This is a genomic window from Streptomyces sp. NPDC055962, assembly GCF_042270185.1.
Lineage (GTDB): Bacteria > Actinomycetota > Actinomycetes > Streptomycetales > Streptomycetaceae > Streptomyces.
Map to the genome: position 1 here is coordinate 17999 of NZ_JBHJYN010000010.1, position 12518 is coordinate 30516.

The 12518-nt window shown below is 71.2% G+C and carries 12 protein-coding genes; 3 read left to right on the forward strand and 9 right to left on the reverse strand.

Annotated features, from left to right (window positions below):
• Positions 1–37: 37 nt before the first annotated feature.
• Positions 38–2620 (reverse strand): polysaccharide lyase family 8 super-sandwich domain-containing protein, encoded by a 2583-nt coding sequence (locus ACFC51_RS25420; RefSeq protein WP_376530956.1) that lies wholly within the window; start codon positions 2618–2620, stop codon positions 38–40.
• 122 nt (positions 2621–2742) lie between these two features.
• Here ACFC51_RS25420 and ACFC51_RS25425 point away from each other — a divergent pair, with 122 nt between their 5' ends.
• Positions 2743–5016, forward strand: coding sequence for an ATP-binding cassette domain-containing protein (locus ACFC51_RS25425; RefSeq protein WP_376530959.1), 2274 nt, complete (start codon positions 2743–2745; stop codon positions 5014–5016).
• 145 nt (positions 5017–5161) lie between these two features.
• Here ACFC51_RS25425 and ACFC51_RS25430 read toward each other — a convergent pair whose 3' ends face one another.
• Both ACFC51_RS25430 and ACFC51_RS25435 read right to left on the reverse strand, forming a co-directional pair.
• Positions 5162–5506: a hypothetical protein gene (locus tag ACFC51_RS25430; RefSeq protein ID WP_376530961.1), complete on the reverse strand. Its 345-nt coding sequence runs from the start codon at positions 5504–5506 to the stop codon at positions 5162–5164.
• 88 nt (positions 5507–5594) lie between these two features.
• Positions 5595–6017 carry a MarR family winged helix-turn-helix transcriptional regulator gene (locus ACFC51_RS25435; RefSeq protein WP_376377781.1) on the reverse strand — a complete coding sequence of 141 codons (423 nt, stop codon included), beginning with the start codon at positions 6015–6017 and terminating at the stop codon, positions 5595–5597.
• A 163-nt stretch (positions 6018–6180) separates the two neighbouring features.
• On the opposite strand from ACFC51_RS25435, the gene eno reads away from it, so the two are divergent.
• On the forward strand, positions 6181–7482 hold the full coding sequence (gene eno / locus ACFC51_RS25440) for a phosphopyruvate hydratase (protein WP_376530964.1): 1302 nt from the start codon (positions 6181–6183) through the stop codon (positions 7480–7482).
• Positions 7483–7544: 62 nt separating this feature from the next.
• On the opposite strand, the gene ACFC51_RS25445 is transcribed toward eno, so the two are convergent.
• From ACFC51_RS25445 to ACFC51_RS25460, 4 genes are read right to left on the reverse strand one after another with little or no spacing between them, the layout of a single operon-like run.
• Positions 7545–7946, reverse strand: a complete 402-nt coding sequence (locus tag ACFC51_RS25445) for a VOC family protein (protein ID WP_376377778.1) — start codon at positions 7944–7946, stop codon at positions 7545–7547.
• Between the two features lie 40 nt (positions 7947–7986).
• Positions 7987–8214: a DUF397 domain-containing protein gene (locus ACFC51_RS25450; protein ID WP_376377821.1), complete on the reverse strand. Its 228-nt coding sequence runs from the start codon at positions 8212–8214 to the stop codon at positions 7987–7989.
• Positions 8207–8395: a DUF397 domain-containing protein gene (locus ACFC51_RS25455; protein WP_376530967.1), complete on the reverse strand. Its 189-nt coding sequence runs from the start codon at positions 8393–8395 to the stop codon at positions 8207–8209. Before ACFC51_RS25455 ends, ACFC51_RS25450 begins: the two co-directional genes overlap by 8 nt.
• A gap of 10 nt (positions 8396–8405) precedes the next feature.
• Entirely contained in the window at positions 8406–9257 is an 852-nt protein-coding gene (locus tag ACFC51_RS25460; RefSeq protein WP_376530969.1) for a Scr1 family TA system antitoxin-like transcriptional regulator, read from the reverse strand.
• 214 nt (positions 9258–9471) lie between these two features.
• Here ACFC51_RS25460 and ACFC51_RS25465 point away from each other — a divergent pair, with 214 nt between their 5' ends.
• Entirely contained in the window at positions 9472–9915 is a 444-nt protein-coding gene (locus ACFC51_RS25465; protein ID WP_376530972.1) for an ATP-binding protein, read from the forward strand.
• Between the two features lie 14 nt (positions 9916–9929).
• On the opposite strand, the gene ACFC51_RS25470 is transcribed toward ACFC51_RS25465, so the two are convergent.
• Both ACFC51_RS25470 and ACFC51_RS25475 read right to left on the reverse strand, forming a co-directional pair.
• Positions 9930–11510 carry an adenosine deaminase gene (locus tag ACFC51_RS25470; RefSeq protein WP_376530975.1) on the reverse strand — a complete coding sequence of 527 codons (1581 nt, stop codon included), beginning with the start codon at positions 11508–11510 and terminating at the stop codon, positions 9930–9932.
• 109 nt (positions 11511–11619) lie between these two features.
• A complete protein-coding gene (locus ACFC51_RS25475) occupies positions 11620–12246 on the reverse strand; it encodes a histidine phosphatase family protein (RefSeq protein WP_376530977.1) in 627 nt (208 codons plus the stop codon).
• Positions 12247–12518 lie beyond the last annotated feature (272 nt).

Sequence of the window (12518 nt, forward strand, 5' to 3'; positions counted from 1 at the left end):
GGTCGCCGATGCCCGGGCCGGCGGCGGCGTGGCTCCGTCAGGTCCGCCCGCTCAGGGTCGCCGTGAAGCTGCGGCCGTAGGCGTGGTGGGTGGTGACGTCGAGGCGGGTGCCGCCGGGGACGTGGCGCACGCGCACGCCGGCGTCGGCGGAGACGTGCCGCAGGGGCCGGCCGTGCAGGGTGACCGAGACGGTGCGCCGCTCCGTCGTGGGGTCGGACACCGCGACGGTGCAGGTGCCGTCCGGGCTCCGGCGGAGCAGGACGGAGGCCGGGCCGTCGATCGAGAGCCGGCCCGTCCGATGGGTCCCGGGGGTGAAGGCGTTCGCGGCGGTGATGCCGAGGTGCCTGTGTGCCGCGGCCTGCAGGCGGACCGTGTTGGACAGGACGGAGAGCGGGCTGTCGGCGTAGGAGGCCAGCTGCTGTGCGGTGGCGTTCGGGACGAGGGCGTGTGCCATGGCGGCCGGCCGCTCTCCGGCGGCCTGTTCGTAGGACAGTGTGAAGACCTGTTTGGTCACTGCTGTGTCCGCATTGGCGAGACGCACGAGGCGTTGGCTGCGGGTGACGGTGCCGAGGGTGACGACCGGCGGTGGGCCGGACAGGAAGACGTAGCCGACCGCCGTCCCCCGGCTGTCGTCGGCGTACCGCAGCCAGGCCGGAGGGGCGGACCCGGTCCTCCGCCAGGGCGTTCCGTCGCGGAGGCCGCCGGTGAGGACGACGGGGGCGGACGGGGCGGCGACACGGCTGTCGACGGTGGTGGTCACCGCGCGGCCCGCCAGGCCGGTCACGCCCGCGGAGAGGACGAGGATCTCGTCGTCGAACATGAACCACGACCTTGTGGCGCCCGCGGCCCGGTAGGCCACGAAGCCGTCGGGCAGGGCGCCCGCCTGCCGGGCCGCGTACGCGGCGTCGTCGGACTGGACCAGGCCAGCCGCCCCGTAGGCGCCGAGGCGGACGCCCCCGGAGAACGGATGGGTGGCGCGAGGGAAGTAGACGTAGGTGTTCTGCGCCTCGGACGACGAGGTGAAGCCGTGCTCGGGGTCGTCGTACCAGAGCGTGCCGTAGAGCTCGGGGACGGTACGGCGCTTCTCCACGGGAGCGGTGACCCCTGCGAGGCGGTGGGGAGGGACGGCGGTGAAGTAGTCGATGCCGAACTCCTCCCGCTGGTCCGCGCCGGAGAGGTAGAGGTAGTGGGCGCCGGTGCCCTGGAACCACGGCATCAGGTTCTCGCCGCTCATGTACTCGTACATGCTGACGCGCGTGGAGCTGCGGGCGAGGGCGAAGGAGTAGCCCGGCCGGCGGTGGACCGTGCGGTCCATGGCGTTGAAGGCGGTGTGGGAGGAGGCGGCCGCGAGGTCGCGGGCGGGCCCGGGGGTGTTCAGGATGTCGGCGTAGCGGGCGATGCTCACGGGGGAGACGAACGACGTCGGGTCGAGGCCCGCCTTCGAGGTCTGCCGGACGTGTCTGACGTAGCCCTCCAGGGCTTCCGCGTCGCTGCCGGCCGTATGCGCGGAGAGGTCGACGACGGCCTCCACGACCGCGGTGACGTCCGCGTAGCCGGTGCCCGGGCGCGAGACGGCACGCCCCTTGACGATCTCCATCATCCAGCCCTCGTGGATCAGCGGGGCGAAGCCGTCGGCGACCCAGCCCTGGACGACGCCGGTCAGGCTGCCGTCGGGCACGTAGCCGGTGCCGTCGAGGATCTTGACGGTCTGGACGATCCGGGTGAGCAGCCCCTTGCCGTAGGACCCGGTGTACGCGACGGAGGCGTGCTGGACGAAGGACCCGTCGGCGTAGAAGCCGTCGGTGACCCCGTGCTGCGGCCGGTAGGGGTCGACCGTCGCGAAGACGGTCAGCTGGTCGGCCAAGGCCTTGGTGATGCGGGTGCCGTCCCCGAGCAGCGCCCCCTGGAGGACGCGGTTCGTCGTGATGTCGGCGAGATTGGCGCCGGTGTGGAAACGCGAGTCGAGATCGACGTCGCCGTCCTTGCCGTTGCGGAGGTAGGCGTCCATGGAGGCGATGTAGGTCGCGGTGAGGTCCGGCCGGTACGCGGCGATCTCGTCCCTCAGGAGGACCAGGGTCCTGGTCGCGTAGGAGGGGATCCCGATCTCCCAGTGGAACCAGTTGCCGTAGTAGCCCTTCGACTGGTCGCCGAACCAGCCGTCGTGGAGACGGACCAGGCCGTCGACGACCCGCTGCCGCACCGCTGCGGTGTCGTACGGGGCGGGCGCGTACCCCGCACCGGGGAGACAGGTGGCGAGGGCCGTCTCGTAGAGGTACTGGTACGACGTGCTCAGGCCGGTGTCGCTGGTGCCGAGGGGCAGGCCGGCGAAGACCTCGTCCTGTCCCGCGGCGTCCATCGCGGCGAGCCGGGCGTCCGCCGTCGCGCGCAGTGAGGCGAGCTTGGGGGCCACCTCGGGGCGGGCGTTGGACTCGGCGGTGCCGGCGAAGACCGCGACCGTGTTGCGGAGCAGGACATCCGCGGCCTCGTCCGTGGACGCAGGCGCGCCCGGGGCGGCGGACCGGCCCTGCCGGGGCGACGCCTCGGCGCGCAGCCCCCGGGACACCGCCCAGAGCGCCGCAGCGGGGATCACGGACAGTGCGGAACGACGTGAGAGCTCCACCAGCACGCTCCAAGGTCCGGGCTGTAAGCGCTTGTTCCCCCCCCGCCTCCAGCGAAGCAACCGGGGCTCGACGGTGTCAACGGCCGGGGGCGTTGTCAGTGCACTCGACTACGGTCGACGGCATGACCCCTGCTGCGATGCCTCCCGCCGACGGCCACCACGTCATCCAGGTCCGAGGCGCGCGCGAGAACAACCTCACCGACGTCTCGCTGGACATCCCGAAGCGCCGGCTGACGGTGTTCACCGGGGTGTCCGGATCAGGGAAGTCCTCGCTCGTCTTCGGCACCATCGCGGCCGAGTCGCAGCGTCTGATCAACGAGACGTACACCGCCTTCGTCCAGTCGTTCATGCCGAGCCTGGGCCGCCCCGACGTGGACGCGCTGCACAATCTGAGCGCCGCGATCGTGGTCGACCAGGAGCGGATGGGGGCCAACTCCCGCTCCACCGTCGGCACCGCCACCGACGCCTACACGATGCTGCGGATCGTGTTCTCCCGGCTCGGCACGCCGCACATCGGGACGTCGGGCGCCTTCAGCTTCAACCTGCCGGAGGGCATGTGCCCGCGGTGCGAGGGCGTCGGCCAGATCTCGGACATCGACATCGACCAGCTGGTCGACCGGGAGAAGTCGATGAGGGAGGGCGCGATCACCGTGCCCAACTTCGCGGTGGACTCCTGGTACTGGCAGGTCATGGCCAAATCCGGCTACTACGACCCGGACAAGAAGCTCAGGGACTTCACGGAGCAGGAGTGGTCCGACTTCCTCCACAGGCCGCAGACCAAGGTGAAGGTGGACAGCAACACCCTCACCTACGAGGGCCTCGTCCAGAAGGTCCAGCGGACCGTCCTCAGCAAGGACCGCGACGCCATGCAGCCCCACATCCGCGCCTTCGTCGACCGGGCCGTGGTCTTCCGCGAGTGCCCCGACTGCGGGGGGACCAGGCTGACAGCGGCCGCGCTCTCCTCGACGATCGACGGGGTGAACATCGCGGAGTGCTCCGCCATGCAGATCAGCGACCTCGCCGCGTTCGTCCGGAGGATCGACGACCCCGCTGTGGCACCGCTGCTGGCCGGTCTGAGGGACCTGCTCGACTCCCTCGTCGAGATCGGCCTCGGCTATCTCAGCCTGGACCGGCCCGCGGGCACGCTCTCCGGCGGTGAGGCGCAGCGGGTGAAGATGGTCCGGCACCTCGGGTCCAGCCTGACGGACGTCACCTACGTCTTCGACGAGCCGACCATCGGGCTCCACCCGCACGACATCCGGCGGATGAACGACCTGTTGCTGCGCCTGCGCGACAAGGGCAACACCGTCCTCGTCGTCGAGCACAAACCCGAAGTGATCGTCATCGCCGACCACGTCGTCGATCTCGGTCCGGGCGCCGGGACGGACGGCGGGCGGATCTGCTTCAGCGGGGACGTCGCCGGGCTCCGCGCCTCGGGGACCCTGACCGGGCGCCACCTCGAACACCGCGCACGGCTGCGGGACGAGGTGCGTAAGCCGTCGGGCCGGCTGTCCATCGAGGGCGCCGATCTGCACAACCTCCAGGACGTGAGTGTCGACATCCCGCTCGGTGTCCTCACCGTCGTCACGGGTGTCGCGGGCTCGGGCAAGAGCTCACTGATCCACGGCAGCCTGCCCGCCAGGCCGGGTGTGGTGGTCGCCGACCAGACGCCCATCCGGGGTTCGCGCCGCTCGAACCCGGCGACGTACACCGGCCTGCTCAACCCGATCCGTACCGCCTTCGCCAAGGCCAACGGCGTCAAGGCGGCCCTGTTCAGCGCCAATTCGGAGGGCGCCTGCCCCAAGTGCAACGGCCTCGGGCTCGTCTACACCGATCTCGCCATGATGGCCGGCGTCGCGTCGGTGTGCGAGGAGTGCCAGGGGAAGCGATTCACCCCCGAGGTGCTCACCTACACCCTGCACGGCAGGAACATCAGCGAGGTCCTGGGGATGTCGGTGGCGGAGGCCCACGACTTCTTCACCTCCGGTCAGGCGCGCGCCATCCTCGGACGGCTGCGCGATGTCGGTCTCGGCTACCTCCGGCTCGGTCAGCCGCTGAACACCCTGTCCGGTGGTGAGCGCCAGCGTCTCAAGCTCGCCATCCACATGGCGGAGAAGGCCGCCACCTACGTCCTCGACGAGCCGACGACCGGGCTGCACATGGCCGACGTGGACCAGCTCCTCGCGCTGCTCGACCGGCTGGTGGACGCGGGCAACACGGTGGTCGTCATCGAGCACCACCAGGCGGTGATGGCCCACGCGGACTGGATCGTCGACCTCGGCCCCGGAGCCGGACACGACGGCGGCCGCGTGGTCTTCGAGGGGACGCCGGAGGAGTTGGTGGCCGACGGAAGCACCCTCACCGCGCGTCATCTGCGGGAGTACGTCGGGGGCTGACGGGGCGGGCCCGGGCTCGGACACCGTGGAGGCCGCCTCGTGGCGCGGGGCGGTCCGGACACTCCTTCGAGGTGTCCGGACATGCGGGGAGAGCAGGGCTGTCCAGGACGGCTCCGGCGCGGTGATCCCACCAGCCGCTGCCCGGTCATTCCACTGTTCCAGCTTCCCCCTGTTCGAACGCGGTGCGGCAGCGTTCCACCTGGTCGGCCACCTGCTCCATGAACCAGCACATGACCTCGTAGGGGACCACACGCTCCTCAGGGCTCCAGACACGGACAGCCGGCTGCAGAGCCGGGTCCTCGTCCGGGACGAGCGCCACCAGGAAGCCGGCACCGGGCAGGTGGGTCACCGTGGCGTCAGGGCTTTCCGCCGCCTCAGCCACCGCAGGCACCGCTTCGCTCAGCTCCACGGCCCAGGCGTCGTCGGGCAGGGCGTAGTGGAACAGGACAGCGTAGTGGTGACCTGCGTGTTCCTTGAGTTCCCATGGCATGTCAGCAGGCTGCCACAGCTGCCATTCCGGTGGCTCAGCTGGGCAGGTCCGGCCTGGGAACCGCCGGACCAGTGTGTACGGGACACCCCTAGCGTGCGGCGAGCCGGTCCATCAGGGCGGCGCTGCGTGCCAGCACCTCGCGTTCCTCGCGGGTGAGTTCGAGCTCGATGGCCTGGGCGAGCCATCCGGCCCTGCGTCCGCGCTCCGCTTCGAGGGCGGTCCGCCCCGCAGGGGAGAGCTCCACCAGTGACTTGCGGCCGTCCGTGGGGTGCGCCCTGCGGACGACGAGCCCCTGTTCCATGAGCAGCCCGACCGCGCGGGCCATGGACTGGGGTCGTACGCGCTGATCCGCCGCCAGGTCGCTGGTGGTCATGGCCCCGTCGCGGTCGAGCGTGCCGAGCACGGAGACCTGCCCGAGCGGGATCCGGTCCTCGTGCTTCACGCGCCGCGTGAGCCTGCCCATCGCGGTACGCAGTTCGGTGGCGACGGCGGCGGGTTCCGGGGAGGGCATAGGCAACTTTAACCGGTGGTCGTCAGCGAAGCCGCGCGTCTCATCTGTGCAGCCAAGCTGTACAGCGCAACTGAACAGCATTGCTGTAGAGTTGGTCCCGTCGCGGCACGCGCCAGCGCTGTCGCAGCAGGGCCGCGGCGTGCGTCAACGCGAAGGACCTCCCATGCTTTCCACAGCAGTCGAGTCCACCGTCATCCGGTCCGTCACCGCCCGCAGGGTCCTCGACAGCCGGGGCAACCCCACCGTCGAGGCCGATGTCCTCCTCGCCGACGGATCCTTGGGCCGCGCCGCCGTCCCTTCCGGCGCCTCCACCGGCGCACGGGAAGCCGTCGAGCTGCGGGACGGCGATCCCGGACGCTGGCACGGCAAGGGCGTCGACCGTGCGGTCGCCCACGTCAACGGCGCCATCGCGTCGGTGGCAGTCGGGCGCGACGCCGGCGACCAGGCCGGACTCGACGCGGCGCTCGTCGCGCTCGACGGCACGGCCGACAAGTCCCGGCTCGGCGCGAACGCGCTCCTCGGCGTCTCCCTCGCCGCCGCGAAGGCCGCAGCGGCGGCCCACCGCCAGCCTCTCTACCGCTACCTCGGCGGGGCCGGCGCCCGGCTTCTCCCGCTGCCGATGATGAACATCGTCAACGGCGGTGCCCACGCCGACAATCCGCTGGACTTCCAGGAGTTCATGATCGCCCCGGTCGGGGCGGAGACCTTCGCGGAGGCCGTCCGTATGGGCTCCGAGATCTTCCACACGCTCCGTCGCGATCTGCTGGCCGCGGGCCACTCCACGGGCGTCGGGGACGAAGGCGGCTTCGCGCCGTCCCTCCGCACCGCCGAGGAGGCGCTCGACTTCGTCATGAAGGCCGTCGAGCGCACCGGATACCGGCCCGGCACCGACATCGGCCTGATCATGGACCCGGCCTCGTCGGAGTTCTTCCGGGACGGCGCGTACGCGTACGCCGGCGAGGGCGTGAGCCGTACGCCGACCGAGCACGCCGACTACCTGGTGAAGCTGATCGACGCGTACCCGATCGTCTCCGTCGAGGACCCGATGGCCGAGGACGACTGGGACGGCTGGCGGGAGCTGACCGCCCGGGTCGGCGGCCGCTGCCAGCTCACCGGTGACGACGTGTTCTGCACGAACGAGACCCTGCTGCGCGAGGGCATCCGCACGGGTGTCGGCAACTCGGTCCTGGTCAAGGTCAACCAGATCGGCACCCTGACCGAGGCCCTCGCCACGGTCGCCACCGCGCACCGCGCGGGCTGGACCGCCGTCATGTCTCACCGTTCGGGCGAGACGGAGGACACCACCATCGCGGACCTCGCGGTGGCAACGGGCTGCGGTCAGATCAAGACCGGCTCACTGTCCCGGTCCGACCGCACGGCGAAGTACAACCAGCTCATCAGGATCGAGGAGGAACTGGGCGCGTCTGCGCGGTACGCGGGCGGAGCCGTGCTCGCCCGCTCCTGACGGCAGGTGCGGGACGGCCCCCGTGGTCCCGGGCGGCCGTGTCTCCGCCGACCCCGGTACGGTCACCGGGCGATCTCCCAGATGTGGCCGCCGGGGTCGCGGAAGCTTGCCGTACGGATGCCCCAGGGGCGGTCCATCGGTCCGTTCAGCAGCGTCACGCCGCGGGCGGACAGTTCCTCGCACATGGCGTCCACGTCGTCCACCGGCAGGGTGAACTGCATGCGGGATCCGGCCTCGGGGCCGGCGACGGGCGCGGGGGCGATGAGGCCGGGGGCCTCGGTGGCCTTCAGCAGATTGATGACGGTGGCGCCGAAGCCGAACACCGCCGAGTTGCCGTCCTCGAAGATCACGGGCAGTCCGAAGACCTCACCGTAGAAGGCCCTGGTGGCGTCCAGGTCCTCGACGAACAGAGTGATGGCGCTGATGCCCGGAGGCCATGCGGATGTGTTCGCTTCGTCGGTCACAGCTCCAGATGATCTCGCCCCCGGGTCCCGCTGGGAACCGTCAGGCGGGGCGGATCTCGGTGAAATGGTCGAACTCGCCGGCCGCGACCCCCTTGGTGAACGCCTCCCACTTCTCCGCGGTCGTGGTCACCACCGTGGCGGGGTCGCCCGTCTCGCGCAGATGGACGAGGTCCCCCGGGCCGAACGCGATCTCGATCCAGGGCCCGGGGCCTTCCGCGCCCTCGGGGGCGGCGCGGGTCCAGACGAGGCCGGCGGGGAGGTCAGCCACGGCCCCGGGTCTCCTTGACGGTGCGGATGAGGGCGGCGAGGGCGGCGGGGCTGGTCCGGAGTATCGCGCCGCGGGGGTCGCCGCTCTCGGTGAGGACGATCGCACGCCGGTCTGCGGCGACGTGTATGCAGGCTTCGCCCTGCGCGCAGTACGAGGACTTCTGCCAGTCGGGGGTGGTCATTTCGTTTCCTCTACAGTTCCTGAGCGATGGCGTGGATGAGGTCTCGCGACTGATCCGTCGGCAGTGCGACCGTGTCGAGGCGTTCTAGCAGGAGCCTGTACTGGGCCAGTTGTGCCTCGGAGTCGATGAACACCGGCCCATGGGACTGATCGAGTTGAGCGGTGTCGAGAGCAGGGACTGTGCCCTCCACGTAGTACACGGACTGGCCGGACCCGGGGTAATTCGTTGCCGAGAACGGAATCACCTTGATGGTCACGTGGGAGCAGTCGCTCAGTTCGAGCAGGTGCTGGAGCTGGGCGCGGGCGACCTGAGGGCCACCGAAGCGCATGCGGAGTGCGGCCTCGTGAACGAGGGCGCGGTAGGGCACGGCGTGGTCCTGGTACAGGACGGTCTGTCGCTTCACACGGAACGAGACCCGGTGTTCGATCTCGGGTGGTGACATGCCGGGCACAGCCTGCCCATAGATCGACCTCGCGTGATCGACGGTCTGGAGGAGGCCGGGGATGTGCATGCTGTGCGCTGCCCGCAGACACGTGCCGTGATGTTCGATCTCTGCCAGATCAAGGAGCTTCGGAGGCAGGATCTCCCTGTACTCCTCCCACCAACCGCGTTTGCGGTCCCCCGTCATGTCGACCAGGGCATCGACCAGAAGTTGGTCGGTGCAGGAGTACGTGTGGGCCGCGACTCGCACTCTGTCGGCGCTGACGCCGAAACGGGCCACCTCTATGTTGCTGAGCTGACCGGCGCTTGTTCCCAGGAGGTCTGCGGCCTGCGTCGTGGTCAGCCCCGCGCGCTCGCGCAGCTTGCGCAGTTCCGCGCCCAGGCGCGTGCGGCGTGCGGTGGGCGCTGCCCTGCCTGGCATGTGAACTCTCCCTGGGATTGGCCGCATTGCGGAGCGTCACTCACACGAGTGGTTCGGTTCAAAGATTCCGCGCAAACGGTGCAAGGAATCCTTGCGTGAGTCTAGTGTCTGACCCAGGCCACCCGCCCGGAAGTACCCCGCTCGACGGAGCGGCCTCGTCACCGGGCCGTGCGACACGCACACCCCCAACGCTCCTCCGTGAACGGAGACTTCCATGGCTCTGGCCACCGTAACGCCGCCCTGGGCGTACACCCTCCAACTTCCGCAGGATCCCCGTGGTCCCGGGATCGCCCGGTCGACCCTGCGGACCGTGCTGCTGGTGCACGGGATGCGGGATCTCGTCGACACCGCCGAGCTGCTGGCGAGCGAGCTGGTCACCAACGCGTACCGGCACTCGTCCGGCCCTTACTCCCTGCGGCTGCGCGGGGCCGGGCGGAACCGGGTGCGGGTCGGGGTGTGGGACAGCAATCCGGAGATCCCGGATCCGTTCGGCGGCGGGGCCGTGGGCACGCCCTGTGCGCTGTCCGAGCGAGGGCGCGGGCTGCTGCTCGTACGGGAGTGTGCGGCGAGCTGGGGCGCGTACCCGATCAGGGGCGGGCTGCCGGGGCAGGGCGGCAAGGTGCTCTGGGTGGAGTGCGCCGCGCCGCGCCGCCCCTGACCGGGCTGGCCGGGTCAGCGCGTGGCGTACCGGGCCTCGAAGCTGCGGAACGACTGCTCCTGGCGCCATTCCAGCCGCGCCTTCGGGCTGTTCGCCAGCAGGCGGGCACAGCGGTCCGACCCGGGCGCCCGGCATTCCTCCACCCGGCGGAAGCCCTGGCGTACGGGGTCGGGGCGCCACAGGCTGCGGCCGGGCAGGAAGGCGTACTCCAGGGATGCCCGGGCCAGGTCCTTGAGCTCCGGGTAGCTGAGCTCATAGGTGCGGGCGGCGCGGAGGTACTCCCGGCCGATGTCTCCGCGCGACACCCCGGGGTCGTCGGTCGAGAGCACCACGGGGACCCCGTACTTCCGGTACACCGGGAACGGGTGCTCCTGGCCCTCGACCTGGAGGATCTGCGCGTTGCTGGTCAGCGGCACCTCGACGGCGATCTGCCGGCGCGCCATGTCGCGGGCGAGGTGGCGCCAGTCGTCCTCGTGCACGAGGTCGACACCGTGGCCGATGCGCTCCGCCCGACCGGTGCGCACGGCGTCGTCGATGTGGAAGGTGAGGTCCTCGGGCTTCACCAGGCCGGGCACGAGCTCGCCGGCGTGCAGGGTGATGTGGGCGCGGGGGTAGACCTTGTGGAGATGGTTCAGCATGCGCATGTGCAGGCGGTAGTCCCGCAGGGAGATCTCGCCGTCCTCCGGCTGGACGAGGTTCACGGCGACGAAGCGCTGGTCGCGCTCGGCCAGGCGGAGTCCGAGGGCGATCTGGGTGAAGACGCGCTCCGGGGCGCTGTTGCGGGACACCTGGGAGACCCACCGCACCGTGATCCCGCACGCCGGATCGGGGGCGTCGGTCGCGCAGTGCGCGGTCCGGCGGAACTCCGCGTCGGCGGTGTCGGCCTCCTGCTTCGCCGTCGTCACCAGCTGGTCGAGCCGGCCACCGGCGAGCAGCTTGCGGTGGAGGGAGGTCAGATCGGCGTCCCAGCCGACGTCCGCGGCGAGCTGTTTGGCGCCCGCGGCAGCGGGGCTGACCATGGTCTCCAGATACGTCTGGTTCTGCGCGGCGGCGGTGCCCGCCACGTCGGCCAGCATCTTGCCGCGGTGCGAGGTCGCCGCGGCGAACTTCCCGAACGTGGCGAAGAAGTGGTCGTGGCCCGACCGGTCCTGCGGGAAGTCCTGCATGGACCAGGCCCGGACGATCTCCTGCCGGAAGCCCGGGTCCGTGAGAGCGTCGGCCGCCGGGCGCGCGCCCGTACCGCACGGTGCGGCGACGGCGGTCAGCGTGGCGTCGATGCAGAGGCCGTCCTCGGCCGCGAGCTGGATGAGGTACTCGGTCCGGACCGCTCCGGAGAGGTGATGGTGCAGGTCACCTCCCTTGGGGAGGTCCTGGAAGAACCGGCCCGCGCTCTGCGGATGGGTGTCCAGCCAGGCAGTGGTGCGTGCCTCGGCGGCTGTGGCCTGCCGGGGAGGCGGTACGGGTGTGGGGGTCGCGGCCCGGGCGGCCGGCCCGGCGGGCAGGGAGACGGCGAGGGCCGCCACGGCGAGTCCGGCGGCCATCAACAGCCTGTGGACGCCTGCTGCGTTGCGGTGTACGGAGATCACGCCTCGCATGATCACGAAGAGAGGCCCTCGCCGCCCCGGGCCGCGTGCACGGGGCGTCGTGAACCATCCGCACGAGGGACAGCCGGCCGCTCCTGACCGGCCTCGCCGCGGTCCCGATTCAGACCCGGAGCTCCGGAGGGAATCCGGTCCAGCGGAGTTCCTCCGGGAGATGGCCCATGTCGTTCACCATGGCCAGGGCGGCGGGCCTGCCCGGCGTGTAACGGATCACCGTCAGCGCCGCGTTGGAGTGGTTGAGGCCCAACCAGCGCCATGCGGGGGCGTCGAGGGCGTCCCGTACGAACCAGGCGGCCAGGAACGCGTGCGTGACGACCAGTTCGTGGAGGGGCTCGGCGCCGTCCGCGGGCCCGGTGAACCGCTCCAGCGCCGCGTCCGCCAGCCCGGGGCCCCGGCTGCGCTCGGCCTCGGGGAACTGCTCCACGAATCCGAGGAACCGGTCCGCCGAGTCCGTCGGGAGTTCCTCACGCCGCGGGACGTACGGGACGTAGTCACCGGCCGGCTCCGAGACCAGCAGCGGAACGTCCCGCCGCAGTTGCTCATGGACCAGCCGGGCGGTCTCCGCGGCCCGGGGGAGCGGACCGTGGTGGACGGCGGAGAGCGGTACGTCCCGGAGCCGCTCGCCGAGCAGCGTGGCCTGCTGCCGGCCCCGCTCGGTCAGCTCGGTCTCGTCGGAGCTCGCTTCGGCGTGCCGGGCTACGTAGAGGATGCGGGTGGTGGCCGCGGTCATGGGCGGTCGTCTCCAGAAGGTGGGTGGGAGCACCCGGTCGGGGCTGCCTCATGTCCTGGGTGACGGTGCGTTCCGCGCGGTGGTTCCGGTGGGCGGCGTCGGCTCCCGGTCGGCCGGCATCCCGCCCGGGTCACGGCGCGAGGCCGTCGTCAGTCGTCGCGCCGCACACGGCGTGCGGTCCGGGCGTCGCGCGTTCGGGTGATGCCGGCGTACGGCCGCCCTTGCGGGGGCCGGGATCCGGCTCGTCGGGGCCATCCGCTCCGGCGTGTCGG

Bases quoted from the DNA above. Each gene is read 5' to 3' on its own strand.
- ACFC51_RS25470 (WP_376530975.1), bottom strand. From the start codon at position 11,510: ATGCGAGGCGTGATCTCCGTACACCGCAACGCAGCAGGCGTCCACAGG.
- ACFC51_RS25465 (WP_376530972.1), top strand. From the start codon at position 9,472: ATGGCTCTGGCCACCGTAACGCCGCCCTGGGCGTACACCCTCCAACTT.
- ACFC51_RS25460 (WP_376530969.1), bottom strand. From the start codon at position 9,257: ATGCCAGGCAGGGCAGCGCCCACCGCACGCCGCACGCGCCTGGGCGCG.
- eno (WP_376530964.1), top strand. From the start codon at position 6,181: ATGCTTTCCACAGCAGTCGAGTCCACCGTCATCCGGTCCGTCACCGCC.
- ACFC51_RS25425 (WP_376530959.1), top strand. From the start codon at position 2,743: ATGACCCCTGCTGCGATGCCTCCCGCCGACGGCCACCACGTCATCCAG.
- ACFC51_RS25430 (WP_376530961.1), bottom strand. From the start codon at position 5,506: ATGCCATGGGAACTCAAGGAACACGCAGGTCACCACTACGCTGTCCTG.
- ACFC51_RS25475 (WP_376530977.1), bottom strand. From the start codon at position 12,246: ATGACCGCGGCCACCACCCGCATCCTCTACGTAGCCCGGCACGCCGAA.
- ACFC51_RS25435 (WP_376377781.1), bottom strand. From the start codon at position 6,017: ATGCCCTCCCCGGAACCCGCCGCCGTCGCCACCGAACTGCGTACCGCG.
- ACFC51_RS25455 (WP_376530967.1), bottom strand. From the start codon at position 8,395: ATGACCACCCCCGACTGGCAGAAGTCCTCGTACTGCGCGCAGGGCGAA.